The 24801-nt window shown below is 44.1% G+C and carries 24 protein-coding genes; 18 read left to right on the top strand and 6 right to left on the bottom strand.

The window, feature by feature from the left end; all coding sequences use genetic code 11:
• Nucleotides 1-39: 39 nt before the first annotated feature.
• Entirely contained in the window at nucleotides 40-3495 is a 3456-nt protein-coding gene (locus CLV51_RS25515) for a pyruvate carboxylase (protein ID WP_106530945.1), read from the top strand.
• A 457-nt stretch (nucleotides 3496-3952) separates the two neighbouring features.
• Here the strand turns inward: CLV51_RS25515 and CLV51_RS25520 are convergent, their stop codons facing one another.
• Nucleotides 3953-4369 (bottom strand): nucleoside-diphosphate kinase, encoded by a 417-nt coding sequence (locus tag CLV51_RS25520; protein WP_106530946.1) that lies wholly within the window; start codon nucleotides 4367-4369, stop codon nucleotides 3953-3955.
• Between the two features lie 165 nt (nucleotides 4370-4534).
• Here CLV51_RS25520 and CLV51_RS25525 point away from each other — a divergent pair, with 165 nt between their 5' ends.
• Both CLV51_RS25525 and CLV51_RS25530 read left to right on the top strand, forming a co-directional pair.
• A complete protein-coding gene (locus tag CLV51_RS25525; protein WP_106530947.1) occupies nucleotides 4535-5539 on the top strand; it encodes a DHH family phosphoesterase in 1005 nt (334 codons plus the stop codon).
• 36 nt (nucleotides 5540-5575) lie between these two features.
• Nucleotides 5576-6481, top strand: a complete 906-nt coding sequence (locus CLV51_RS25530) for an FKBP-type peptidyl-prolyl cis-trans isomerase (RefSeq protein ID WP_106530948.1) — start codon at nucleotides 5576-5578, stop codon at nucleotides 6479-6481.
• Between the two features lie 270 nt (nucleotides 6482-6751).
• Here the strand turns inward: CLV51_RS25530 and CLV51_RS25535 are convergent, their stop codons facing one another.
• From CLV51_RS25535 to folP, 3 genes are all read right to left on the bottom strand, one after another.
• Nucleotides 6752-7150, bottom strand: coding sequence for a thiol-disulfide oxidoreductase DCC family protein (locus tag CLV51_RS25535; RefSeq protein ID WP_106530949.1), 399 nt, complete (start codon nucleotides 7148-7150; stop codon nucleotides 6752-6754).
• Nucleotides 7151-7234: 84 nt separating this feature from the next.
• A complete protein-coding gene (locus tag CLV51_RS25540) occupies nucleotides 7235-8044 on the bottom strand; it encodes a diadenylate cyclase (RefSeq protein WP_106530950.1) in 810 nt (269 codons plus the stop codon).
• 20 nt (nucleotides 8045-8064) lie between these two features.
• Nucleotides 8065-8928 (bottom strand): dihydropteroate synthase, encoded by an 864-nt coding sequence (gene folP, locus CLV51_RS25545; RefSeq protein ID WP_106530951.1) that lies wholly within the window; start codon nucleotides 8926-8928, stop codon nucleotides 8065-8067.
• Between the two features lie 274 nt (nucleotides 8929-9202).
• Here folP and CLV51_RS25550 point away from each other — a divergent pair, with 274 nt between their 5' ends.
• The 9 genes from CLV51_RS25550 to CLV51_RS25590 all read left to right on the top strand — a co-directional run bounded on the left by CLV51_RS25550 (nucleotide 9203) and on the right by CLV51_RS25590 (nucleotide 18201).
• Nucleotides 9203-9739 carry a DUF1599 domain-containing protein gene (locus tag CLV51_RS25550; RefSeq protein ID WP_106530952.1) on the top strand — a complete coding sequence of 179 codons (537 nt, stop codon included), beginning with the start codon at nucleotides 9203-9205 and terminating at the stop codon, nucleotides 9737-9739.
• A 49-nt stretch (nucleotides 9740-9788) separates the two neighbouring features.
• Nucleotides 9789-10871: a BT_3928 family protein gene (locus tag CLV51_RS25555; RefSeq protein WP_106530953.1), complete on the top strand. Its 1083-nt coding sequence runs from the start codon at nucleotides 9789-9791 to the stop codon at nucleotides 10869-10871.
• Nucleotides 10872-10958: 87 nt separating this feature from the next.
• Complete coding sequence (locus tag CLV51_RS25560; RefSeq protein ID WP_106530954.1) at nucleotides 10959-12014, top strand: ABC transporter permease; 1056 nt, start codon at nucleotides 10959-10961, stop codon at nucleotides 12012-12014.
• A 175-nt stretch (nucleotides 12015-12189) separates the two neighbouring features.
• Nucleotides 12190-14139: an ATP-binding protein gene (locus CLV51_RS25565; RefSeq protein ID WP_158267155.1), complete on the top strand. Its 1950-nt coding sequence runs from the start codon at nucleotides 12190-12192 to the stop codon at nucleotides 14137-14139.
• Nucleotides 14140-14143: 4 nt separating this feature from the next.
• Nucleotides 14144-16030 carry a sensor histidine kinase gene (locus tag CLV51_RS25570; protein ID WP_146151382.1) on the top strand — a complete coding sequence of 629 codons (1887 nt, stop codon included), beginning with the start codon at nucleotides 14144-14146 and terminating at the stop codon, nucleotides 16028-16030.
• Between the two features lie 82 nt (nucleotides 16031-16112).
• Nucleotides 16113-16628: an RNA polymerase sigma factor gene (locus CLV51_RS25575; protein WP_106530957.1), complete on the top strand. Its 516-nt coding sequence runs from the start codon at nucleotides 16113-16115 to the stop codon at nucleotides 16626-16628.
• The gene (locus CLV51_RS25580; RefSeq protein WP_106530958.1) at nucleotides 16618-17088 is read left to right on the top strand and encodes a hypothetical protein; all 471 of its coding nucleotides are present in this window, start codon (nucleotides 16618-16620) and stop codon (nucleotides 17086-17088) included. The genes CLV51_RS25575 and CLV51_RS25580 overlap by 11 nt, the downstream gene beginning before the upstream one ends.
• A gap of 37 nt (nucleotides 17089-17125) precedes the next feature.
• A complete protein-coding gene (locus CLV51_RS25585; protein WP_106530959.1) occupies nucleotides 17126-17647 on the top strand; it encodes a DUF4252 domain-containing protein in 522 nt (173 codons plus the stop codon).
• Between the two features lie 41 nt (nucleotides 17648-17688).
• The gene (locus tag CLV51_RS25590) at nucleotides 17689-18201 is read left to right on the top strand and encodes a DUF4252 domain-containing protein (protein ID WP_106530960.1); all 513 of its coding nucleotides are present in this window, start codon (nucleotides 17689-17691) and stop codon (nucleotides 18199-18201) included.
• Between the two features lie 7 nt (nucleotides 18202-18208).
• Here the strand turns inward: CLV51_RS25590 and CLV51_RS25595 are convergent, their stop codons facing one another.
• On the bottom strand, nucleotides 18209-18496 hold the full coding sequence (locus CLV51_RS25595) for a DciA family protein (RefSeq protein WP_106530961.1): 288 nt from the start codon (nucleotides 18494-18496) through the stop codon (nucleotides 18209-18211).
• Between the two features lie 328 nt (nucleotides 18497-18824).
• Nucleotides 18825-19922 (bottom strand): DNA replication/repair protein RecF, encoded by a 1098-nt coding sequence (gene recF / locus CLV51_RS25600; RefSeq protein ID WP_106530962.1) that lies wholly within the window; start codon nucleotides 19920-19922, stop codon nucleotides 18825-18827.
• Nucleotides 19923-20150: 228 nt separating this feature from the next.
• Here recF and pdhA point away from each other — a divergent pair, with 228 nt between their 5' ends.
• The 6 genes from pdhA (at nucleotide 20151) to CLV51_RS25630 (ending at nucleotide 24747) form a co-directional block, all read left to right on the top strand.
• Entirely contained in the window at nucleotides 20151-21143 is a 993-nt protein-coding gene (gene pdhA, locus CLV51_RS25605) for a pyruvate dehydrogenase (acetyl-transferring) E1 component subunit alpha (RefSeq protein WP_106531098.1), read from the top strand.
• A 143-nt stretch (nucleotides 21144-21286) separates the two neighbouring features.
• Nucleotides 21287-21985 (top strand): tetratricopeptide repeat protein, encoded by a 699-nt coding sequence (locus CLV51_RS25610; RefSeq protein ID WP_106530963.1) that lies wholly within the window; start codon nucleotides 21287-21289, stop codon nucleotides 21983-21985.
• Between the two features lie 79 nt (nucleotides 21986-22064).
• Complete coding sequence (gene ribH / locus CLV51_RS25615; protein ID WP_106530964.1) at nucleotides 22065-22568, top strand: 6,7-dimethyl-8-ribityllumazine synthase; 504 nt, start codon at nucleotides 22065-22067, stop codon at nucleotides 22566-22568.
• Between the two features lie 90 nt (nucleotides 22569-22658).
• Nucleotides 22659-23378, top strand: a complete 720-nt coding sequence (locus CLV51_RS25620) for a (Fe-S)-binding protein (protein ID WP_106530965.1) — start codon at nucleotides 22659-22661, stop codon at nucleotides 23376-23378.
• A gap of 24 nt (nucleotides 23379-23402) precedes the next feature.
• Nucleotides 23403-23813, top strand: coding sequence for an EVE domain-containing protein (locus CLV51_RS25625; protein ID WP_106530966.1), 411 nt, complete (start codon nucleotides 23403-23405; stop codon nucleotides 23811-23813).
• Between the two features lie 256 nt (nucleotides 23814-24069).
• Entirely contained in the window at nucleotides 24070-24747 is a 678-nt protein-coding gene (locus CLV51_RS25630; RefSeq protein WP_106530967.1) for an SIR2 family NAD-dependent protein deacylase, read from the top strand.
• The last annotated feature ends 54 nt before the right edge of the window (nucleotides 24748-24801 follow it).

Raw genomic sequence — 24801 nt, forward strand, 5'->3', positions numbered from 1 at the left:
AAAAGTTTTACCCTATTTTTAGTAAAACAACCTCGAATCATGCCGGACCCATCACTTAGAAAGATCTCAAAGCTGCTAGTGGCCAATCGCGGGGAAATAGCGGTGCGTGTTTTAAGGGCTGCAGCTGAATTGCGTATCCGCACCATAGCTATATTTACTTATGAAGACAGATACTCACTCCATCGTTATAAGGCAGATGAGGCCTACCAGATAGGGGCAGACGATGATCCGCTGAAACCATACCTGGACATAGAAGGCATCATTCATATGGCTAAAGTGCAGGAGGTAGATGCTATCCATCCGGGTTATGGGTTTTTAAGTGAAAATGTACAGTTTGCCCGGCGGTGTGGGGAAGAAGGCATCATCTTTATAGGTCCTTCTCCGGAAGTGATGGCGCAACTGGGCGATAAGGTGGCTGCCAAAGCCATCGCGCGGGAAGCCGGAGTACCGTTGATAGAAGACAGTCGCGTTCCCCTCACAGACGTAGCTACGGTCATATCAGAATCCAAACGTATAGGGTTTCCCGTTATGCTCAAAGCAGCTTCCGGTGGTGGCGGCAGAGGTATGCGGATGGTGCACCGGGAGGAAGACCTGGAACGTTCGTTCCTCGAAGCCCGCAGCGAAGCCGCCAAGTCTTTTGGTGATGATACCATGTTCATAGAAAAATTTATAGTAGAACCGAAACATATTGAGGTGCAGATCATGGGGGATACCTATGGCAACATTGTGCACCTCTATGAACGCGATTGCTCGGTACAGCGCCGCTTTCAAAAGGTGGTGGAAATAGCGCCGTCACCTAATTTACCGGAACGCACACGGGAACAGCTATACGAATATGCATTGCGGCTGGCCCGCAAAGTGAATTTCAACAACGTAGGCACAGTAGAGTTCCTGGTGGATCAGCAGCACAATGTTTATTTTATAGAAGTAAATCCACGTATACAGGTAGAGCATACCGTTACAGAAGAGGTGACCGGGATTGATATTGTGCGTTCGCAGATCCTGATTGCTGCGGGTCATAGCCTGGGTGATCCTGAAATATTTTTAAAAGGTCAGGAAGATGTACACCTGAACGGCTTTGCGATCCAATGTCGTATTACCACCGAAGATCCGGAGAATCATTTTACACCGGACTATGGCACCGTGATCGCCTACCGCAACGCAGGGGGCTTCGGTATCCGGCTGGATGAAGGCAGCACTTACAGCGGGGTGAAGATATCGCCCTTCTTTGATTCTATGCTGGTAAAGGTAACCGCCTGGGGCCGTACCTTGTCCGGCGCTTCCAGCCGTTTACACCGCACGTTGCGGGAGTTCCGTATCCGTGGGGTAAAGACCAATATCGGCTTCCTGGAAAATGTAATTACACACGACGTATTCCGCAAAGGCAACTGCACCGTAGGATTCATAGACAAGCATCCTGAATTGTTCCAGTTGGAACAGATCCATGACCGTGCCACCAAGACACTGATGTACCTGGCCGATGTAACAGTAAACGGACATGCAGATGTGAAAGAGAAAGATGCCGGCCGCGTGTTCCGTACGCCGGTAATCCCGGTATACAGTGAATTGGGACCTTTCCCGCCCGGTACTAAAAATCTGCTGGAAGAAATGGGGCGGGATAAGTTTGCACAATGGTTACGTAAGGAAACACCGGTATATTTTACAGATACTACTTACCGCGATGCGCACCAGAGCCTGCTGGCTACCCGTGTGCGCAGCAAAGATATACTGGCAGTGGCGGGCGGTTACGCCAGGAGCAATCCGCAGCTGTTTTCTATGGAAGTATGGGGCGGCGCTACTTTTGATGTAGCCATGCGTTTCCTGCACGAATGTCCCTGGCGCAGGTTGCAGCAAATGCGCGAGGCCATGCCTAATGTATTACTGCAAATGCTTTTCCGCGGGTCTAACGGTGTTGGCTACTCGGCGTATCCGGAAAACCTGCTGGCAAAGTTCATAGAACAAGCCTGGGAGAATGGTATTGACGTGTTTCGCATATTTGACTCCCTCAATTGGGTGGACGCGATGGCGCCCAGTATCCGCTTTGTGCGGGAGCATACCAGCGCGCTCGCACAGGCAGCCATCAGCTACACCGGGGATGTACTGCGTCCGGCAGGCAACAAGTACACCCTGCAATATTATATTGATCTGGCAAAGCGGCTGGAAGATGCCGGGGCACATATGCTGGCGGTAAAAGATATGGCGGGTCTGTTAAAACCACAGGCAGCGGAAGTGCTGATTGGTAGCCTCCGGGAGGCGGTGCAGCTGCCTATCGTGCTGCATACCCACGATACTGCCGGGGTGCAGGCAGCCACTTATATGAAGGCCATAGAGGCCGGGGTAAATGTGGTGGACTGTGCGATTGCTTCATTAAGCGGACTTACTTCACAGCCCAACCTCAACTCTATGGTGGCTATTTTGGACGGGCATCCGCGTAGCCGGGAAATGAATTTATCTTCCCTCAATCAGTATAGTAATTACTGGGAAGATGTACGCGACTATTATTATCCTTTTGAATCTGATATGAAGGCCGGCACCGCCCAGGTGTATGAAAATGAAATTCCGGGCGGACAGTACTCCAATTTGCGGCAACAGGCAGAATCGCTGGGATTGGGTGATAAGCTGGAGCTGATTAAACGCAATTATACCGTTGTAAATGAGTTGTTCGGTGATATTGTGAAGGTAACCCCCAGCTCTAAAGTGGTGGGCGATATGGCTTTATTTATGACCAGTAATAACCTCACCGCTGCTGATGTGCTGGATGAAACCCGCCATTTGGCTTTTCCTGCTTCTGTGAAGGGCTTCTTTAAGGGGGATCTTGGGGTGCCATATGGCGGCTTCCCGACGAAGCTGCAGCAAATCGTACTGAAAGGGGAACTGCCCTTAAATGGGAGCCCTAATGCACAGCTGCCTCCTGTGGACTTCGACAGCGACTTTGCGGCTTTCCAGTTAAAATACCCGCAGTCGGAATTCCTGGACTACCTGAGTTACCAGATGTTTCCTAAAGTGTTTGAGGAATACTATCATCATGCGATGGTGTATGGCAATGTGGAAGCAATTCCAACGCCCGCCTTTTTTTACGGGCTCCGGTTGGGAGAAGAGATCCTGATTACGTTAGGCAAGGGTAAAACCATTATTGTAAAGCTGCAGTACATTTTGCCGGCAGATGATAACGGTATGCGCACAGTGGTGTTTGAACTGAATGGATATGGCCGGAGGGTGCAGATCCGTGATCGCTCGGTGACCAGTGTGGCACCTATCAACAGGAAAGTAAATGACCCGTCAATAGAAATAGGGGCACCGCTGCAAGGCAAGTTATCCAGGCTGCTTATCAAGTCCGGCGATGCTGTTTTGGTAAACACGCCCTTGTTTATCATTGAAGCGATGAAGATGGAAACTACGGTAACGGCTACCCGAAATGGAAAAGTGAAATCAGTGCTTTTAACCGAGGGAACGATGGTACAACAGGATGATATAGTAATTGAATTAGATAGGTAGAGTTTGTTTAAAGTAAGGTATTTATCTATCTATATTAATTATTTGATAATGAGATGATTAAGAAGTGTGTAATTTAGGACGATTTTGAATGAAAAAGTTACCTTTTCCGGCCTTTTCAGTTATCATATTTTCATTGATATATATATGATTCAGACTTTTTGGCAGATGATAGTCGTTGTTTACCAGGTTGCTTTAAGAAAATAGGTATAAATAATTGATAATGAGATAATTGAAATAAGACAATTCAAGTTTGTGGTACTTTATTTAATACTTCAGGGACAATCGAACAATAGCGCAAGGATAGCGCATAGATACTCCATAGATACTCCATAGATACTCCATAGATACTCCATAGATACTCCATAGATACTCCCCGTATACTTCGGGTATAACACAAAGAAGCCGTCAAAATACATTGACGGCTTCTTTAGTTTCTTTAAGAACCTGTAATGCAGTACTAGAATTTTTCCAGACCGCTGAAGAAGAAGTTACCTTCTATTGCAGCATTCTCATCAGAGTCAGAACCATGAACCGCGTTACGGCCAATAGACTCAGCGTATTTTTTACGGATAGTACCTTCTTCTGCGTTAGCAGGGTTGGTAGCGCCGATCAGTTTACGAAAATCTTCTACAGCATTGTCTTTTTCCAGGATAGCCGCTACGATATGACCGCTGCTCATAAATTCAACCAGTTCACCGTAAAAAGGTCTTTCAGCATGTACTGCATAAAATTCACCTGCTTTAGCAGTTGATAACTGGGTCATTTTCATGGCTACGATACGAAAGCCTGCAGCATTGATCATGTCAAGAATGCCACCAATATGCCCGTTTGCTACCGCATCAGGCTTGATCATAGTAAATGTTCTGTTGCTCATATAATGTTTAATTCCGAATTACAGATTAGGCCGCAAAAGTAATTACATTTTCTTTAGCGGTAAAAAATTTTGAAATTCTGGCTCAAATAAAGATCTTCGCACTTCGTTTTCTGTTCAACCACTTGGTTGTGACTGGATATCAACTCTTAACATTACAGTTTTTTAATGAAGTCGATCGAGGAAATTAAGCCTTTGCTGGAGAGCCCGAAGAAAGTGGTTATTACGATGCATCAGAAGCCGGATGCGGATGCAATGGGATCTTCCTTAGCATTGTACCATTACTTAATACAGAAAGGACACGATGTGACTGTCATATCACCCACCAACTTTCCTGACTTTTTAAAATGGATGCCTGGTGCGGATGCTGTCATTGACTATGAATCCTCTACGGACCGTGCTATACAGGCCTTGGAAGGGATAGAACTCTTGTTCTGTCTGGATTTCAACGCATTATATCGCACCAAAAATCTGGCGCCACACCTGGAAAAGCTGGATTGCATTAAAATACTGATAGATCATCACCTGGAGCCTCATCCCAGTTTTGATTATGGGGTAAGTGATACAAAAGCCAGCTCCACCGCCCAATTAGTTTATGAAACTATATATAAATTGGGAGATGAGCAGTATATTAACCTCGATATTGCACAATGCATTTATGCAGGTACAGTAACAGACACCGGTTCTTTCCGTTTTGCATCTACTTCTGCTGCTGTGCACCGCATGGTAGCCGATCTGATGGACAGAGGACTGCGTCATGAGGTTATTCATCAGGCGATCTATGATAATTTCCTGGAAAACCGTTTGCGCTTCCTGGGACATAGTTTGCTGAACCGCATGGAAGTGTTCTATGAATACAACACCGCTATGCTGGCTATTCCTTATTCCGATCTCAAAAGGTTTGATCTGCAAACCGGCGATACAGAAGGACTGGTAAATTTCCTGTTATCCATACAGGGCATTAAAATGGCAGCGCTGGTGATTGACCGTAACTCGGAAGTAAAGTTGTCGTTCCGTTCAAAAGGCGATTTCGACGTAAACACCTTTGCCCGCAAATATTTCGACGGGGGAGGGCATTTTAATGCTTCCGGTGGCAGAAGCACCGACTCACTGGAAAAAACAGTGAACAGGTTAATCAAAGCCGTGGAAGAAAATGAGGATCTACTGCAATAAAATAAATAAAGTATTTCAACCTACTAATACAATCAAATGAAAAGAAACAATCAGTTTTTAGTTGCAACTGCAGCTTTTGGCCTGCTGATAGCCAGCTGTGGTACAGGTGTTAAAAAAACACCGGGCGGTATTGAGTATATCGTTCATAAAGCCGGCAGCGGTGCACAACTGAAATTGGGTGATACTGCCCTTATGAACGTGACCCAGAAAATCACTATCGGTGACCGTGATTCCCTGCTGGGTTCTTCCCGTGAAATTGTACATGCTCCCATTCCGGTATTGATTGCTAAACCACAGCAGAAGTACGATCTGATGGAAGGTATTGCTTTGCTGCACGAAGGTGATAGCGCTACATTCATCATTCCATGGGATTCATTACCAGCTCAGGAACGTCCTCCATTTGGTAAAAAAGGCGACAAGCTGAAAATTACTTTCGCTGTAGAAGGTAAATTCTCTGCTGCCAGCCAGAAAGAAAAAGACGAAAAACTGATTAAAGAATACCTGGAGAAAAACAAAATCAAAGCTACTAAAAACGCGGAAGGTGTTTACGTAGCTGTTTCTCAGGAAGGTACCGGCAGCACACCTAACCCAGGTGATACTGTTTATGTACACTACACAGGTAAACTGACCAGCGGTAAAGTATTTGATTCCAGCCAGGATTCAACTATGCGCCCAGGTATGCCTTTAGAGCCAATCAAATTCCCTATCGGTCGCGGTTTCGTGATCAAAGGATGGGATGCTGGTTTAAGTGGCCTGAAGAAAGGTTCCAAAGCTACTTTGGTAATACCTTCTACTTTGGCTTACGGTTTACAAGGTAGCCCTCCGGCAATTCCTGGTAACTCTATCCTGGTGTTTGATGTACAGTTAGTGGACATTAAACCAGGTGCTCCGGCTCCAACGGCTCCTATAGCTGCTCCAGCTCCAGCCAAGAAAGGTAAATAAGAGAATTACTGATACAGTATAAAAAAAGTCCCCCGGCATAACCGGGGGACTTTTTTTGTCTGAACTGTGATTTTTATGATTAATATGATTATCCTGATGAGCGAAGATTTTAGCGGGTGTTGTCTGAACCAGGATTTAACAGATTTTATGGATTACCCTGATGGGTGTTATGTTGTTTTATTCTTATCGAAGATTTACGCGATTATCTCCGCTAAAATCTCCGCTAATCAGGATCATCATAAAAATCATAATAATCACAGTTCAGATAATCTACCCCAAAAATCTGCTGCGTATTTCCGCAGTGGGTATCATACAGGCCGCTTTCTTCCCGAACCAACGGTAACGGTTACGCGCAATCCAACTGTAGATACTGTTTCTTATAAATGGAGGTATTATTATAAATACATATCCCAGCTTCCAGGGAAATGGTAACCAGCGAACTACCCTGAGTGCGGCGGTGCTTTTCGTATATACCTGCCCGTGCTGAACCAGTATAAATGATTCCATCGTAGTTACACTGAAATGATATTGCACTGATAACTGATCTGCTGTTGCTGATTGTAAAGGTGCAAAACGGAAAAGACCACGCTTGTCATGGCGGATCACAAAATTGATACTCGAATTGCAGAAGTTGCAAACACCGTCAAATAATATAATCCCGTTTTCCATTAGCTAGGGTTTATAAGGAGATTTCGAACTGGTTAACTAAAAGCTAAAGGCTAACAGCTAACCGCTAAAAGCTAATCGCTAACCTCAGTAGCCGTCAATCAATACTTCATAGAGCTTTACTTTCAGGTCTTCCAGCGATACATCCTGTGTGAGCACGCCATCCATGGCATAAGACACAGCGCCCCGTTCTTCAGAAACAATAATTGCCAGGTTATCACTGTGTTCTGTAATCCCTACTGCAGAACGATGACGTAAGCCAATACGTGTAGGCAGATTAGGATTTTCTGACACCGGCAAAATCACTTTTGCTGCCAGGATCTTATTGCCAACAATGATCAGAGCACCATCGTGCAACGGGCTATGCTTCTCAAAAATACTTTCAATCAACTTGGCACTTACGTTGCCATCAATGGGAATACTGGATGCAGAGTCAAACTTCAAACGATAGGTAGTGGCTATTACCATTAGTGCGCCGGTAGAAGTGCTCTGCATACGGCTTACGGCAACAATCAGTTCATTGATGATATTCTCTTCTTCTTTATAACTCTTAAACTTATCAGGTAAAAAGAGCTTTGTCAGAAAGCTATCTTTACTTAATGGCGTCTTTTTTCCCAGCACCAGCAGAAACTTGCGGATCTCCGGCTGAAAGATGATAATGATGGCAATGATACCCACATTAATAAAATTCTGCAGGATGGTGGTCAGAATCGGCATCTGCAAAGCTCTTACAAGGAAGTACGCAGCATATACCATCAACAGCCCGACGAATATATTAAAAGCAAGACTGCCCTTTAATAAACGGTATAATTGAATGATTAAAAAAATAACAATCAGCAGGTCTATAACATTCAGCCAGCGAAACTCAACTCCATAAAATTCTATTACTTCCTTCATAGTTGTAAAAATAGCAAGATTTAATTACCTTTCATTTTCTCCATAATCCTTACTGCTTCTACAGCAGCTTTTACATCATGTACTCTTAAAATATGCGTGCCTTGCTGTAAGGCAATGGTGTTCAATACAGTCGTTCCATTCAGTGCTTCTGCAGGAGTAATATCCAATAACTTATAAATCATAGACTTACGGGAAATGCCCGTCAGTACCGGTGTTCCCAGTAAGTCATAAAAAAGGTGCAGGTGCTTTAATAAGGCGTAATTATGCTCCAGTGTTTTCCCGAAACCAAAGCCCGGATCTGCAATAAAATCTTTTATGCCCGCTGCCCGGCATTGCACCAGTTTGTGCTTCAAATAGTCCAGCACTTCAGTTACCACATTTTCATATTGTGGCTTATGTTGCATGTTGGCAGGTTTACCTTGCATATGCATAGCAATATAAGGAACCTGTAGTTTTCCCGCAACATTAATCATTTCGGCATCAAGATCGCCGGCGCTGATATCATTGATGATAGCTGCACCCGCCAGTATTGCTTTTTCAGCTACAGCAGCATACCAGGTATCCACTGAAATGATCGCCTGCGGATAACGATTCATGATGGCATGAATGGCCGGTATTAACCGGTGTATCTCTTCGTCTTCACCAACCACTACTGCACCCGGACGTGTACTTTGCGCACCGATATCCAGTATGGCTGCGCCTTCCTGTAAATGCTGACCTGCCTTTTCCAGTACCTGGTGCAGTCCGTGCATACGGCTGCCTTCATAAAAAGAATCTTCTGTTACATTGATGATACCCATCACCACAGGAGTGGCGAGTGATAGCAATTGTCCCCGGCAATTAATAGCCGGAGGAGGCGTAGTACTGATATGGTTCGGTTTCATTTGAATGCGTTAAAGTGATGGCGTGCCCGGTACCTTTTGCCCGGATTTTCATATAGTTCCGGCTGTTTACCCGAAATTCTTTATTTTGCCCTGCAAATCTAAGAAGGAAAATTACGAATTACGAAAGTTTCACGCAAAGGCGCAAAGCAGCAAAGCCTCAAAGGAAATTTTTTCATTCTTCAAAAACCTGGCGGCTTTGCTGCTTTGCGCCTTTGCGTGAAACTTTCGTAATTCGTAATTTCCACTTGCATCAGCACATATATTATAGTATAAGATGGATACATTAGCACAATATCAAGCCGCTGTCGCCGGTTGTAAGGACATTTTTATTAAGAAGACAAAAGACTACGGCACCTCCTGGCGCGTACTACGCCCTATTTCTGTAGTAGACCAGATTTTTATCAAAGCACAACGTATCCGTAATATACAGGAACTGGGCACACAAAAAGTGGCAGATGATATTGAGGGAGAATTCAAAGCCATCGTTAATTATGGGGTGATAGGACTGATCCAGTTACAACAAAACGGTAACCCCTATACGGACTTGCCGGTAGCAGAAACTGACCGGCTGTACACCAAATACATAGCAGAAGTGCAGGAAGTGATGGAAGCCAAGAACCATGATTACGGCGAAGCATGGCGGGATATGAGCCTGGAATCGTTTACAGATCTTATCCTGACCAAACTGCTGCGTATCAAACAAATTCTGCGTAACCAGGGTAAAACGCTGATCTCTGAAGGTATTGACGCTAATTATGTAGACATCGTAAACTATGCATTGTTTGCGCTCATCAAAATCAGTGAGCAGTAAAACACGATTGTCATTATCTTCACAGATCGCTTAACCATTAAACTATTTTATGAAACTTATCCTGAACCTGTTGCGAATTATTGTGGGGGTGCTTTTCATTTTTTCCGGTCTCATTAAAGCCAATGATCCATTGGGACTGAGTTATAAAATGGAGGAATTTTTTGAGGTCTTGCACATGACCTTCTTCTCCCCATATTCCCTGGCTTTTTCAGTGATCATGAATGCCTTTGAAATTATTGCCGGCGTAGCTGTACTGATAGGATACCGCATGCGTATCTTCTCTGTATTACTGTTGATGCTGATCACGTTTTTCACTTTCCTCACGGCTTATGCCCTGTTCAGCGGTACTATCCGCGAATGTGGCTGTTTCGGCGACTGCATTAAACTAAGTGCGGTAGAAACGTTCTGGAAAGATGTGATCCTGTTGGTGATGATTCTTGTGATCTTCTTTTATCGTAAACGTATACAACCACTTTTCAAGGGCACAGGAATTGTATTGCTGCTGGCCACCATTTTATCCTTTGGTATACAGTGGTATACTTTAAAACATCTCCCTTTCATCGACTGTCTGCCTTATAAAGCAGGTAATAATATTCCGGAGAAGATGAAACTGCCGCCAGGAGCTACGCCAGACGTGTATGAGATGATGTTCATTTATGAAAAGAACGGACAGAAAAAAGAATTTACGGTAGATAATTACCCCTGGTCAGATAGTACCTGGAAGTTTGTAGACCGTAAAGATAAACTGGTGAAGAAAGGTAATGCCGAACCAGCTATCAAGGATTTTATCCTCACAGATCTGGATGGGGTTAATCAAACGCAGGCCATCTTAACAGCAACAAAACCGGTATATTTATTCCTGGTGCAAAATGTAGAAAACGCCGGTAGCGGCTGGGACGCAAAGATGAAAGCTTTGCAGCAAAAATGGAAAGATCAGCAGGTAGTAATATATGGAGTGTCTGCTTCCTCCAAAGATGCACTCGCTGCATTTAAACAGCAGCATGGACTGGAATTTCCTTTTGTGCAGATGGACGGTGTAGCTATCAAAACTGCCGGAAGAAGTAATCCTTGCCTGATCCTGCTGGATAAAGGCACCATTAAAGGAAAATGGCATTATAACGATATACCATAAGCTATTAGCTTTTAGCACTTAGCTGTTAGTCTTTCTAATACAGGGCTTACACTAAGAGCCCAAAGCTGACGGCTAAAAGCTAATTATATGACGCGCTTTCTCCTTCGCAAAACAGGATACGGGCTGTTGGTACTACTCGGTGTAGTGGTGCTGGTATTCTTCCTGTTTAATGTACTGCCCGGCGATCCGGCCAGGCTTACATTAGGACAGCGCGCAGATGTATCGTCGCTGGAAAATGTACGCAAGGAACTGCATCTCGACCAACCGGTAGGGATGCAGTTCCTGCTTTACCTGAACGACCTGCTGCCTGCAGGGATACATACCCGGCAGCAGGCACAGGATAATCTGCACTATATAACGCTAACGCATATATCAAAAGAAAAGATCCTCGTACTTAAAACACCTTATTTACGCCGTTCCTACCAGGGGAAAAAGCAGGTATGGGATATTTTAACGGAAGCGATGCCGGGAACTTTGCTGCTGGCTATGGCAGCCATGCTGTTTGCTACCGTTGTCGGTATTTCGCTGGGAGTATTATCTGCCGTCAAACAAAATACCTGGATGGATACTGGTGCTGTATTTGCCAGTGTAGTAGGTATTTCAGCGCCTTCGTTCTTTGCCGGCATTGTACTGGCTTACCTGTTTGGTTTTGTATTAAGCGATTACACAGGCTTACATATGACAGGCAGCCTGTTTGATGTAGACCCTTTCAAAGGCCGGGTACTGAATCTCTGTAACCTGGTTTTGCCCGCTATAACGCTAGGCATCCGTCCACTGGCCATTATAGTGCAGCTCACGCGCAGTGCTATGCTGGATGTACTGCACCAGGACTATATCCGTACTGCCTATGCCAAAGGGCTTTCTAAACCCCGTATTATATGGCACCACGGCCTGCGGAATGCCCTCAATCCCGTAATCACCGCCATCACCGGCTGGTTTGCTGAATTGCTGGCAGGTGCCTTTTTCGTAGAGTATATCTTTGGTTGGAAAGGCATCGGTAAGGTAACGGTAGATGCATTGGACAAATTTGATTTTCCCGTAGTCATGGGGGCCATATTATTTACTGCCGCTATATTTGTAATAGTAAACATACTTGCGGACCTGCTGTATACACTCATTGATCCGCGGATCAAACCCGATTGATCATTCCTTATTAATGATCATGTATTAACTGCTAATTAACGCTTCCAACGGGTATTTTTGACTAACTACATATTCCATATCTACGCTTGGCTTATTTTAATATGTTGAAAACACAGAAAGTGAGAACTGAATAAGGGGATCACATGTTATTCATTTATCAAAAAACACGATGGTATTGCGCTTATTACAAAAGAAGCAATGGACGGTGATCTGCCTGTTATGTTATGCGGGAATGTTACACGCCCGTACCGGAGATATATGGCAGGTGCCCGTTTCCCAACTGCAGGACAGTACACATTATATTGATAAGGTTAACCACCTCGCTGTTTTATATCAATTGAAAAACCTCGATTCCAGTTTTCTTTATGTGATGCAAGCCCAGCAAATAGCTACCCGGCAAGGATATACGAAAGGCAAAGGGGACGCCTGGCAGGCGCTGGGCGACTATTACGGATTGCGTAATAATAGTTATCTGTCCATCCGTTATTACATGGATGCGTTACAGGTATATAAAAAACTGGCTGACAGTAACGGTATCAGTCAGGTATACGCCAGCCTCGGTGTTTATCATAAGCAGTCCGGACAGATGGAGATTGCCCGGGACTACCTTCATAAGGCTATGGATATAGGACAGCGGCTCCCGGGAGACTCTACCTACGCCCTGATATTATCCCGTTTTGCAGGTGTGAATATGGAAGACCCGACAAAACAGGACTCCGTTCAATGGGCACTTAAACAGGCCCGCAATATATCCACCGGTTATCGGGATGTGTATAACCTGTTGCAACTGGACCTGCTTGATCTGCAGTCCCTGCTCTGGCAAGGTGATATCGCAACCGCCAGAAATAAACTGTCGGCATTGGTATCCGCTGTCACGACTAACGGGTACGGCTATCCGGCTATGTTAGCCAGCCGGTTGATGGCAGCCACCAGCGCCCGGCAACAGCAAGCTGATTCCATTCAGTACCTGGTGCAGGCGGTAAAACTTTCACTAACAGGAGGGTACCAGGATCTAATGCTGCCATACATCGTTCAATTATATGACTGGTACAAAAAACAAGGGAAACAGGATACCATCATACTATACAGCAATTTACTCCTGGGAATACTGAAACAGAGAAATGACGCCAAATCCAATGGTGAGATGGACTATATTGCCTATTACACACAGCAACATCAAATGCGCGCCCTGCAACTACAACGTGCCACTCAACAGGAATTATTGCGAAAGAGAGGGCTGGAAACACGGAACCGTCTTGCCCTGATAGGCTTCCTTTTTTTGTTGTTGGTGTTTACAATGCTGGTAGGCCTTTACTTTTATCGCTCTTATAAAGAGTCCGGACAGAGCGCCGTTATGCTGGCAGCAAAGAACCGGGAGATCAGCGCAAAGAACGATCTGTTGCATAAACAGGACGATTTCAAAAATAAACTGGTTTCTGTAGTAGCGCATGATTTCCGATCACCGCTGCATAGTATCATAAGTATGACAGAGTTTTTAAAAGCAGGAGACATCCCTCCTGATGAGGCCTATGATTGGATGATGGACGTAGAACGCTCCGCAGGTAATACCCTGCAGACCTTTGATAATATACTGGCCTGGATCAATTCCCAGCTATCAGGGTTTGTGTATATCCCTGCGCTGTGTACACCCGCAGACATGATACCGGAAACGCTGCAATACCTGGCAGATATGGTCAATAGCAAACGATTACAGATAATCATTTCTATACCCCGGGAGATACAGGTCTGGGCCGACCAGGAAATGTTGCAGTTTGTACACCGGAACTTTATTCATAATGCTGTAAAATTCTCTCCTGAAGGAGGCAAACTGTACATAACTGCCGGAGAGGAAAATGGCAGCGTAACATTATCGGTGGTGGATGAAGGACCAGGAATACCAGAGAGCATATTCCCTTATTTGTTTGAATATCCCCAAAATAACGAAACCCGCGAAACCAAGCAGGGTGCCGGCCTGGCACTGATCATCTGCCGGGATTTTATGGACAAGATGAGGGGACAATTGCAGGCAGGCAATCAGCCTGGTGGAGGGGCTATCTTTTCATATACCTTACCCCACGTAAAAAATATCACAGCTACCATAAGTTATGATGCAATGGTCTTTTAAATATATGCGCATAAAGTACATCGGACTGCTGCTGCTTTGTAGTATCAGTCTGCAGGCAGCTTTGGCACAAACGAGCAAGCTGCGGGAACTGCAGGATAGCTTACGTCTTGCTAAAGACAGTAGCACGTATGTAAGGCTGTTAAATGACCTGAGCTATTATTATTATATGAGCAATTTAGACAGTTGTTTCTGGTATGCCGTAAAGGCGAAAGAAATGGCTACCCGCCTGAATAATCAGAGAGAACTTTCCAATGCATATAACAACCTGGGCATCTTTTACTCAAAAAAACGCAATGCCACGCTGGCCATCTTATATGATTACGAAGCGTTAAAAATAAGGTATGTACTCAGGGATTCTGCAGGTATCTGCACGTTCATGAACAACCTGTCCATGGATTATGAATCAGACAGTAACATGGTGATGAAGGAATATTATGAGCAGCAGGCGTTGCAACTGGGCAACCGATTGCCTGGTTACAAGGGTTATAGTGTACTCCTTATGAACTACGTGGTTGACTATTGGAGAGACACCACCAAAAAAGACTCCGTGCAATGGGCCATGAACCGGTTATGTGCTCTTACCGCTGATAAGCCGTATACCCATGAATGGTATCATGCCAGGATATTTGAAGTGATGGAAATAATGAGAGGGGGAAGGGGGAAAGAAGGGGAGCAACAACTTAATAAACTGGCGGAGGAAGCTTATAAAAAAGGATTGCTCCGCATTCCCGCAGATGTATATGAGCATATGTTGGAAGATATTATACCTATGGGGTACAAAGCGGATTCTATACGCTATGCTGAAAAACTTTTTTCGGTGGCAAAGGAAAGCGGCGACTATATACTTATGATGTATGCCGTAGAGATCATATACCCATATTATTTATCCCGCGGCAACAAGGCAAAACTGGCTTCTCTGGGAGATGCGGTACGGGAGCTGGCTGCTTCTGAACATACGGAATCTGTCAATCTCCCCACTACAGATTACATCGGTTATTTTTTGAATGAACAACAAATGCAGGAGCTGCAACTCAGTAACCAGCTGCAACAACAAGCCATTGCGGAAAGCGATTTGCATAAGGTCGGTCATCGTACACTCCTGAAGTTCCTGGCTGCCCTGCTGCTATTACTGGTTATCTATGCCGTTATCTATTACTGGTTTTATTATTCCTCCCGGCGAGCCGCGCGCGTCCTGGCCATGTTGAATACCGGTATAACGGAAAAGAATATACGATTACAGGCCAACGATGACTTCAAAAACAAGTTGTTGTCTTTCGTTGCCCGCGATTTCCGGGCACCACTAAACGAAATTATCAGCACGGCGGAATCATGGCAACAACAAGGCTCCCCGGATAACGATACAATACTGACCAGCATTACATCGGTAGAAACGGCTTCACGCCGTACCCTTCGCTTGTTTGATGGCATCCTGTACTGGATAAAATCACAGTTTCCGGGTTTTATATATACCCCCGGGTCTTTTAATACCAGGGAAATGCTTGCAGCGGCTATACAGGGTATACAATCAGAAGCTACCGGCAAACAACTGCAAATAGTGCTGGAAATACCGGATAATCTCACCATGGCTGCAGACCAGGAAATGTTAGCGTTCGTGCACCATACCCTTCTGCAGCATACGGTAGCATTAATTACTGCCGGCGGCACCATGATGATCACTGCGCTACTGTTTGAAGGGAAAATACAGGTAACCATCAAAGGGCACCCTGTTGTGGTTACACCCGCTCTGCTGTATTTATTGGACCTCCCGCAGGATGACAGGCTGATATTGATTACCTGTAAGGATTTTATGATTAAGATGGGGGGAAGTATGGAAGTGATGGAGGAGGGCAAGGATTCATTTGGGTTTGTATATACCTTGCCAAAACATTAATTAAATAAATATTCAAAATATTTCAGATTTCTTGTAACATCTTCTTTTTCCAGTCGTCTTCTTTTAAAATGTGGTATTCTGCATGTCATTAGAAAGGTTTCTCTCCCAGGTAGTTCCAGTCAGGCAAAAGCTTTACCGCTTTGCATTCCGCCTGTTGGGTAATGAGGAGGATGCGCAGGACATCACCCAGGATGCCCTCATGAAAGTATGGGGGATGCAGGAGAAGATGGCAGAGCTGCAAAATATGGAGGCATGGTGCATGCGTATCACCCGCAACCTGGCACTGGACAAAATCAAGTCCAGGAAATACCGGGTAGCTGACGAACTGGACAGGGCAGGAGAACTGCCTTCGCTGCAACAGAAAAGTCCGTATGCAGCGGCAGAACAAAATGATGTGATGCAAAAAGTGCATGTAGTTATCAACGCCCTGCCGGAAAAATACCGGACCATCATACAGCTACGGGATATGGACGGACTATCGTACCAGGAGATCGCCGATATACTGGACATTGACATGAATGATGTAAAAGTGAATTTGCACCGTGCCCGTAAAACGGTGCGGGAAAAACTACAAAATCTACAGGTATATGGATTATAACAAGATCAGTGCATTGCTGGAAAAGTATTGGGAAGGAGAATCTTCCCTGGAGGAAGAGGCACTGTTACGTAATTTTTTCAGTACGCCTCATCATGATTTACCGGATGAGTTACAGGAGGCTGCTCCTTTATTTCAATACTTCCACGAAGAAGCAGAAAAAGTGTGGGAAGCGCCATCAGCAAAAGTAGTGAAGCTGTCGCCGCTGCAGCATTGGATGAAGTATGCTGCCGTATTACTGATGGCCATTGGCATCGGTTACGCGCTGAAACAGCATCAACACAGAGAAAAGGCGGTGATAGTAGCCATGAAGGCGCAAGACATGGAAGACCCGCAGAAAGCATATGCAGAAACGAAGCGGGCATTGCAGCTGTTAGCGAAAAATCTCAACAAGGGAACTTCCAAAATGCAGAAACTCTCTTATTTCAATGAGGCTACTGCTGTAATTGAAGGGAAAGATTAACGACGGCCATTTTAAAACCTGATATAAATTTTAGAAAATGAAACGATCACTTGTATTGTTAATTGCGGTCTTCGCCAGCATGCACCTGTTTGCACAACAGGGGAGTGTAATAGACCGCTTTTTTCAGAAGTACGAAAACGACCGGAACTTCACGTTGGTAAGCATTACACCTAAGATGTTCAGTATGTTTGCTAAAGTAGATGCCGGCGATGCAGATGCAAAAAACCTGATGAAGGTAGTGCAAAAGCTCAAAGGGCTGCGAATCCTGGCCAAAGAAGATACGAAGGATGGACCACGGTTGTACAAAGAAGCAGCGGCCTTTCTCAGCGCTGATTTTGAAGAGCTGATGACGGTACGGGACAAAGACAGCGACCTTAAATTTCTTGTAAAGGAAAACAGCAAAGGCAATATCAATGAGCTGATTATGCTGGTAGGTAGCGCCGATCAGTTTCTGGCAATGAGCCTGGTAGGCGACATTGACCTCAATGAAATATCGCAGATCGCAGGATCCGTCAACATCCAGGGCATGGACAAACTAAAGAATGTAAAGAAGAAATAGACCGGGCTTTAATTACCATTGAAATTTTAATAAGCACTCCCATGAAATCTTTAATTATTGCAGCTTGTTGTTTCGCATTATCCGCCACTTCTGCTAAGGCACAGGATAAATGTTTGCGTGAATTCCGTAACAAATATCGTGGATCAGCCGAAACGCATACCATAGCACTGGGTTCTTTCTCCATGAAAATGGCCGGCTGGTGTTTGTCGTTCGATGATAGTGGTGACGCCGATGCCAAGGCAGTAAAACATTTGCTGAAAAATGTACGCCGCGTAAAAGTGTATACGATCACTAACGTTAACGGTACTACGGTAAAAAATGAAGATATCGAGCAGTTAAAAAACAACCTGGAACAAAAAGAACATTTTGATGTATTGATGGAAGTAAGAGATAAGGGTAGTCTTGTTCATGTATTCAATAAAGGTAAGGACGATGAGCTGGGTAAGGTGGTAATGTTAGTGCAGGACGGAAATGATTTCACGATCGTAAATTTAGAAACCAACCTCAAAATAGCAGAAATCAATAGCCTGATCCATCAATTTGCTTCCAACTAATTAATACCTATCGGATCATCACATCCTTAACAATGCTTTCTCCCAGCATTTCATTCACCAGTTTGATGATCTTGTCTTTAGAATAAGTCAATTCCTGTTTTAGTGGCGCCACTGTTGTAGTAACGATCAATTTATTATCGATCAGCTGGATGCTTTGTGTGTATCGGGCAATGGTTTTACCCATAATTTTTTCCCAGTTTTCCTGGATGCGCACTTCTGTGAGACGGGGTTTCATCCTGCTCTTATTCATAAATTCCCGAAGGGCATCTCCAATACTGGTAGTTCCATGACGCATCCGGCAAAATTACTAAAAAGTTTGATCAAGGAGGATATTGTCTTGCAGAATAATGTCTGAACTGTGATTTTTATGATTAATATGATTATTCTGATGAGCGAAGATCTTAGCGGGTATTGTCTGAACCAGGATTTTTAAGATTAAATGGATTACCACGATGGATGCCGAAGATCATAGCGGAGATATTCGCATATATCTTCCAGATAAAACAATACAACACCCATCAGGGTAATCCATTTAATCTTAAAAATCCTGGTTCAGACAATACCCGCTAAGATCTTCGCTCATCAGAATAATCATATTAATCATAAAAATCACAGTTCAGACATTATTCTGCAAGATAATTTTCCACCTCAATTAGCTGTATTGTTTCACTCGTCCCCGCAAATGCTTGTAGCAGCCGTTCTGCATGGGTATCTGTAATAAATACCTGTCCGTAAGTGTCACTTGCCACGAGTGCTATTAACCGTGTTACACGTTCCTGGTCCAGTTTTTCAAATACATCATCCAATAGCAGGAGTGGCGCAAATTTTTTGCTTTGTCTGATTACTTCAAACTGTGCCAGCTTGAGCGCAAATAAAAAACTTTTGCGCTGACCTTGTGAGGCGCTTGTTTTCATGAGATGATCATCCAGCAAAAAGAGGAGGTCATCGCGGTGGATGCCGGCAGTGGTGCGTTGCAGCTGCATATCCTTATACCGGGAAGCATTGAGCTGAGTGGCATAATCCTCTTCCTGTAATGTGCATTGATAGCGGATATTCACCACTTCATGCCTGCCGGCAATATAGTCATATAGTCTTTGCACCTGTGGGATGAAAGTTTCCAGGAATGCCCGGCGGGTTTCAAATACAGGGGTGCCATGCATAATCAGTTGCAGGTCAAAAACATCGAGGAGGCTGTCCTGGTTTTGTCCGGTAGCTGCCATGTTTTTCAGCAAACTGTTTCGTTGCAGTAATATTTTCTGGTAGATGATCAGGTGATCGAGATAGTCCGGGTAGAGCTGAGACAGGAGGGTATCCATCCATTTGCGGCGTTCCTCACTTCCTCCCAGGATAATTTCTGCATCGTCCGGCGCTATCATTACCGCCGGAAACTGACCGATATGCCGGGAGAAGCGATCATATTTTTCTTCGTTCAGCGTAATTTCTTTTCTACCGTCTTTTACGGTACAGACAATTTTTTCGGGTTGACCATTCTTTTCCATGAATCCTTCCAGCCGGAAGCCATTGGTTTGGTATTGGGTATTCTGGATTTCGCTGCTGGTAAAATAGCTACGGGTAAAACACAGGTAATAGATCGCATCGAGGAGATTGGTTTTGCCCGCACCGTTCCTGCCGGTGATGCCAACGATCCTTTTATCGAATAAAAAGTGTTGCTGGGCGTAATTTTTGAACTGAACGAGCGATATTTTATTGATATGCAGCAATGAAAATAATTATGCGTTATTAATAATATGCGAAAATAATACACTTTATAAGTGATAAAGAACCCCACTAATGGGCGTTCCCCTGTGAATTATCTGCAATTAAATGCAAAACTGTTTGAAATTGATGAATTTGCATAATTTAATGGGAATTAGAATTGATATTTAAATTTTAGGATTTTCCTGTTATATTTGCGAACAAATTTAGAAAGAGTGCAAACTAAAACAGACGTGAAGACGAAATTCACCAAAGAGACATATCTGTACTGGTATGAATTGATGCTTTTGCTGCGCCGCTTTGAAGAAAAGACAGGCCAATTGTACGGGATGCAGAAAATCCGTGGCTTTTGTCATTTGTACATAGGACAGGAAGCAATTGCTGCTGGTGCAATGACAGCTACCAAGCCGGAGGATAAATTCATCACTGCATATCGTGATCATGCTTTGGCAATAGCAAAAGGAATTTCCGCTAAGGCTTGTATGGCAGAACTGTATGGTAAAGCAACCGGTTGTTCGAAAGGAAAGGGAGGCAGTATGCACTTTTTCTCCAAGGAACATGGGTTCTTTGGTGGCCATGGTATTGTTGGAGCTCAGATTGGTACTGGTGCCGGACTGGCACTGGCAGAACAGTACAGGGGAACAGACAATGTAGTATTGTGTTTCTTTGGTGATGGTGCTGCCCGTCAGGGTATCCTGCATGAAACCTTTAACATGGCTATGACATGGAAACTCCCGGTAATTTTCATTTGTGAGAATAACATGTACGCTATGGGTACTTCAGTAGAACGTACTTCTAACGTATTGGATATCTATAAGCTTGCTGATGCATACGAAATGCCAGCCGACTCTATCGATGGTATGAGCTGCGAAGCAGTACACGATGGCGTGGAAAGAGCCGTAAAACGTGCGCGTGAAAACGGTGGACCAACCCTGTTGGAAATCAAAACTTACCGTTACCGTGGTCACTCCATGAGCGATCCGGCTAAATACCGTACCAAGGAAGAGCTGGAAGAGTACAAGGAGAAAGATCCGATCACTGAAGTACTGAAAGTTATACAGAAAAATAAATGGGCTACTGAAGCAGAAATTGAAGTCATCAACGAACGTGTTAAAGCGGAAGTTGAAGAGTGCGTTACTTTTGCGGAAGAATCCCCATGGCCGGCTGATGATGAACTGCTGAAAGATGTTTACGTACAGGAAGATTATCCTTTCATAGTTGATTAAAGATTTTAGCATTTAGCTTTTAGCATTTAGTAAATGCAGCGAAGATTATGATATAATATGTTCTTCATTGCATTTACTAAATGCTAAAAGCTAAATGCTAAACCCTATATTAAATAACCAAGCAATCACAATTACACCTTAAAATGGCAGAAACTAAAGATAAAGCCACTACACCGCAACCTACAAAAGATTTTGATCTGGAAAAATCCATGCACAAAGCAGAAGATTTTTTCTTTAAAAACAAAAATGTTATTACAATCGCAGTGGTGGCTGTTGTAGTACTTGTAGGCGGTTTCTTCGCCTATAACCGTTTTGTTAAACAGCCGAATGAAAATAAAGCGCAGGAAATGGTTTTCCATGCACAGAACTACTTTGCAGTAGATTCATTCAAACTGGCCCTGAACGGTGATGGTAATAATTACGGTTTTTTACAGGTGGTGGACAAATACAGCGGCACACAAGCCGGTAACCTGGCGAAATACAGTGCAGGTGTATGTTATATCCGTCTGGGTGAATTCCAGAAAGGTATCGATATGCTGAAATCCTTTAGCTCCAGTGATCTGTTATTACAGCCTACTGCATACGGCTTGATCGGAGATGCTTACATGGAACTGAACAAAACTGAAGAAGGTATTGAATCTTACAAGAAAGCTGGTCACTATAATGATAACGAACTGACTTCTCCTGTATACTTATTCCGTGCCGGTCTGGCCCTGGAAAAAGCAGGTAAAGCACAGGATGCGATCACTATCTACAAAGAAATAAAAGAGAAATTTCCGCTGACCAACGAAGGTCGCGAAATGGACAAGTACCTGGCAAGACTGGGTGATGTGAAGAACTAGCTGATAGCCTCTAGCTGTTAGTCCTTAGCCCGTGGTTATTTGCTAACAGCTAAAGGCTAATAGCCAAAAGCTAAAAAATATGTCCGAGCACAATAAAAGCTTATTAAACGATGCTGGCATTCTCAACCTGGAGGATGCCAGTGTTGTTATGGTATATACCGAATGGAACGACACCATTGTAAATGAACTGGTAGCCGGCTGCGAGAAAGCCCTTACACAGTATAATATATCTAAGTCAGGTAAAATTCTGGTACCAGGCGCATTTGAATTACCTTACGCCTGTAAACAGTACTGGGAAGCCACACAAGGCACCGGTAACCAGCCTGGCGCTATTATTGCTTTCGGTTGCGTGATCCGTGGTGAAACGCCACACTTTGACTATGTGTGCAAAGCTGTAACAGAAGGTATACTGCAATTGAACCTTCAGCTGCCGGTTCCTGTTATATTTGGAATTCTGACAGTTGATAACGAACAGCAGGCACTCGACAGACTCGGTGGTGTACACGGCCACAAAGGTGAAGAAGCTGCGATCACTGCATTGAAGATGATTTCATTACAAAGAAATTTAGCTAAGAGCCATTAGCTTTTAGCCTTTAGCTGTTAGCATTTAGATGACTGCTAAAGGCTAATTAAGAACACTAATTGCTAAAAGCTGATTGCTAAAAGCTAAAAAATGAATGTACAGTTATTTATACCGTGTTTTGTAGACCAGTTGTTTCCGGAAACAGCATTCAACATGGTAAAAGTGTTGGAGAAGCTGGGGTGTAATGTGATGTATAATACGGAACAAACCTGCTGCGGCCAGCCGGCTTACAATGCCGGATACCAGGATGAATGTCGTTCTGTGGCTACCAAGTTTGTGAAAGACTTTAAAACATTCGATTACATTGTTGCGCCAAGCGGTTCCTGTACCGGTTTTGTGCGTAACTACTACACCAAATTATTCGATAATTCTGCCGCACATAATGATGTAAAGCAGCTCAAAAAGAACCTCTACGAGTTTACCGAATTTCTTACAGATGTACTGCATGTAACAGACCTGGGGGCTACCCTCAATGGGGTAGGTACCTACCATGATGCCTGCGGTGCACTGCGTGAATGCCACATCAAGGAAGGCCCGAGAAAGCTGCTGGAGAAAGTAAAAGGACTGGAGCTGAAAGAGATGAACGACTGCGAAGTATGCTGCGGATTTGGTGGTACTTTTTCTGTAAAGTTTGAACCTATATCTATGGGTATGGGTGAGCAGAAAGTAAACAATGCGGTGGATAGTGGTGCAGATTACCTGATCTCTACAGATCTTTCCTGCCTCATGCACCTCGATGGATATATCCGTAAACATGGCACTAACATCAAAGTAATGCACATTGCTGATGTACTGGCAAGTGGCTGGTAAAACCTGAACAAAAAAATTATTATCATGAACTATTGGCTGGTGAAGTCCGAACCTTTTAAGTATTCGTGGGATCAGTTTGTAAAAGATAAAGTTGCCACCTGGGATGGTGTGCGTAATTATCAGGCGCGCAACAATCTTCAGGGCATGAAGAAAGGTGACAAGGTATTGTTTTATCACAGTAATGAAGGGATGGAAGTTGTAGGGATAGCTACAGTGGCAAAAGAATATTACCAGGATCCTACTACACCGGACCCAAAATGGGTAGTGGTGGATCTTAAACCACTGAAACCTTTCAAACAATTTGTGACCCTGGCACAAATGAAAGCAGAAAAAAAACTGGCTGGTTTATCACTGATCCGCCAGGGACGTTTATCTGTTTGCGACCTGACACCCGAAGAGTTTGAGGTGATCATGGAAATGGGCGGGATGAAATAAGTTTTTTTATAACGATGATATCAGCGAAGGTTGTCTTTCTTAAGAGAGATAACCTTTGTTTTTTTTATGGAATTTCCATAGTGCTTACAATCTCTGAAAGACGGTTGGAACAGCCCTTGAATTATTAAGTATATGGCCGTTGATTACCGGTATCGTTTTTCTCGTTATTTTTATGAAAAGAGTGGTAAGAAGACGGAAATTACGTGCTGTAACCATTCCTGCCCCAACTAACGTGAACCTATAAACGAAATGAACTATGAAACAAAGATTGGTGGTGCTGACGGGAGCCGGCATCAGCGCAGAAAGCGGGCTACGGACCTTCAGGGATTCCGATGGATTATGGGAAGGCTATGATGTATACGAAGTAGCTTCTCCCAAGGGCTGGCAAAAAAATCCGGCACTTGTACAGGAATTTTATAATGGCCGCCGTCAGGATGTAAAGGCCGCCAGGCCTAATGCTGCGCATATCGGGCTTGCGAAGCTGGAAGAAAAATATGACGTACGCATTATCACACAGAACATTGATGATTTGCATGAGCGCGGTGGTTCCACCCGTGTACTGCATTTGCATGGAGAAATATTTAAAATGCGCAGTGTTACCAATGAGGAGCTTATTTATGATATCCGGGAGGATATAAAAATGGGAGACCTTGCGGAAGATGGCGGGCAGCTGCGGCCGCATATTGTATGGTTTGGAGAAGCGGTGCCGATGATAGAACAGGCGATGCAGGAAGTTATGTGGGCAGATATTTTTGTGGTCATTGGGACTTCATTGCAGGTGTATCCGGCTGCTAACCTGATCCAATATGCCAAACCACAGGTGCCGAAGTATATCATTGATAGAAAAATTCCGGATATGGATACTGCCGGTAATGTTCATCGTATTGAAAAGCCCGCAACAGAAGGGATCCTGGAGCTGTTATCCATCTTATAAAAATAAAAACCTCCCCAAATTCCGGGGAGGTATCACAAGTCCTTTCTACTCGGA

Source organism: Chitinophaga niastensis (assembly GCF_003014755.1).
In the GTDB taxonomy this organism is placed as follows: domain Bacteria; phylum Bacteroidota; class Bacteroidia; order Chitinophagales; family Chitinophagaceae; genus Chitinophaga; species Chitinophaga niastensis.

Excerpts from the sequence above, each read along its gene's own strand:
- CLV51_RS25620 (WP_106530965.1), top strand. The coding sequence starts at position 22,659 with ATGAATGTACAGTTATTTATACCGTGTTTTGTAGACCAGTTGTTTCCG.
- ribH (WP_106530964.1), top strand. The coding sequence starts at position 22,065 with ATGTCCGAGCACAATAAAAGCTTATTAAACGATGCTGGCATTCTCAAC.
- CLV51_RS25540 (WP_106530950.1), bottom strand. The coding sequence starts at position 8,044 with ATGAAGGAAGTAATAGAATTTTATGGAGTTGAGTTTCGCTGGCTGAAT.
- CLV51_RS25550 (WP_106530952.1), top strand. The coding sequence starts at position 9,203 with ATGGATACATTAGCACAATATCAAGCCGCTGTCGCCGGTTGTAAGGAC.
- CLV51_RS25560 (WP_106530954.1), top strand. The coding sequence starts at position 10,959 with ATGACGCGCTTTCTCCTTCGCAAAACAGGATACGGGCTGTTGGTACTA.
- CLV51_RS25515 (WP_106530945.1), top strand. The coding sequence starts at position 40 with ATGCCGGACCCATCACTTAGAAAGATCTCAAAGCTGCTAGTGGCCAAT.
- CLV51_RS25575 (WP_106530957.1), top strand. The coding sequence starts at position 16,113 with ATGTCATTAGAAAGGTTTCTCTCCCAGGTAGTTCCAGTCAGGCAAAAG.
- CLV51_RS25580 (WP_106530958.1), top strand. The coding sequence starts at position 16,618 with ATGGATTATAACAAGATCAGTGCATTGCTGGAAAAGTATTGGGAAGGA.
- CLV51_RS25530 (WP_106530948.1), top strand. The coding sequence starts at position 5,576 with ATGAAAAGAAACAATCAGTTTTTAGTTGCAACTGCAGCTTTTGGCCTG.
- CLV51_RS25535 (WP_106530949.1), bottom strand. The coding sequence starts at position 7,150 with ATGGAAAACGGGATTATATTATTTGACGGTGTTTGCAACTTCTGCAAT.
- CLV51_RS25525 (WP_106530947.1), top strand. The coding sequence starts at position 4,535 with ATGAAGTCGATCGAGGAAATTAAGCCTTTGCTGGAGAGCCCGAAGAAA.
- CLV51_RS25610 (WP_106530963.1), top strand. The coding sequence starts at position 21,287 with ATGGCAGAAACTAAAGATAAAGCCACTACACCGCAACCTACAAAAGAT.
- CLV51_RS25585 (WP_106530959.1), top strand. The coding sequence starts at position 17,126 with ATGAAACGATCACTTGTATTGTTAATTGCGGTCTTCGCCAGCATGCAC.
- CLV51_RS25590 (WP_106530960.1), top strand. The coding sequence starts at position 17,689 with ATGAAATCTTTAATTATTGCAGCTTGTTGTTTCGCATTATCCGCCACT.
- CLV51_RS25555 (WP_106530953.1), top strand. The coding sequence starts at position 9,789 with ATGAAACTTATCCTGAACCTGTTGCGAATTATTGTGGGGGTGCTTTTC.
- CLV51_RS25570 (WP_146151382.1), top strand. The coding sequence starts at position 14,144 with ATGCGCATAAAGTACATCGGACTGCTGCTGCTTTGTAGTATCAGTCTG.
- folP (WP_106530951.1), bottom strand. The coding sequence starts at position 8,928 with ATGAAACCGAACCATATCAGTACTACGCCTCCTCCGGCTATTAATTGC.
- CLV51_RS25630 (WP_106530967.1), top strand. The coding sequence starts at position 24,070 with ATGAAACAAAGATTGGTGGTGCTGACGGGAGCCGGCATCAGCGCAGAA.
- CLV51_RS25520 (WP_106530946.1), bottom strand. The coding sequence starts at position 4,369 with ATGAGCAACAGAACATTTACTATGATCAAGCCTGATGCGGTAGCAAAC.
- CLV51_RS25595 (WP_106530961.1), bottom strand. The coding sequence starts at position 18,496 with ATGCGTCATGGAACTACCAGTATTGGAGATGCCCTTCGGGAATTTATG.
- CLV51_RS25625 (WP_106530966.1), top strand. The coding sequence starts at position 23,403 with ATGAACTATTGGCTGGTGAAGTCCGAACCTTTTAAGTATTCGTGGGAT.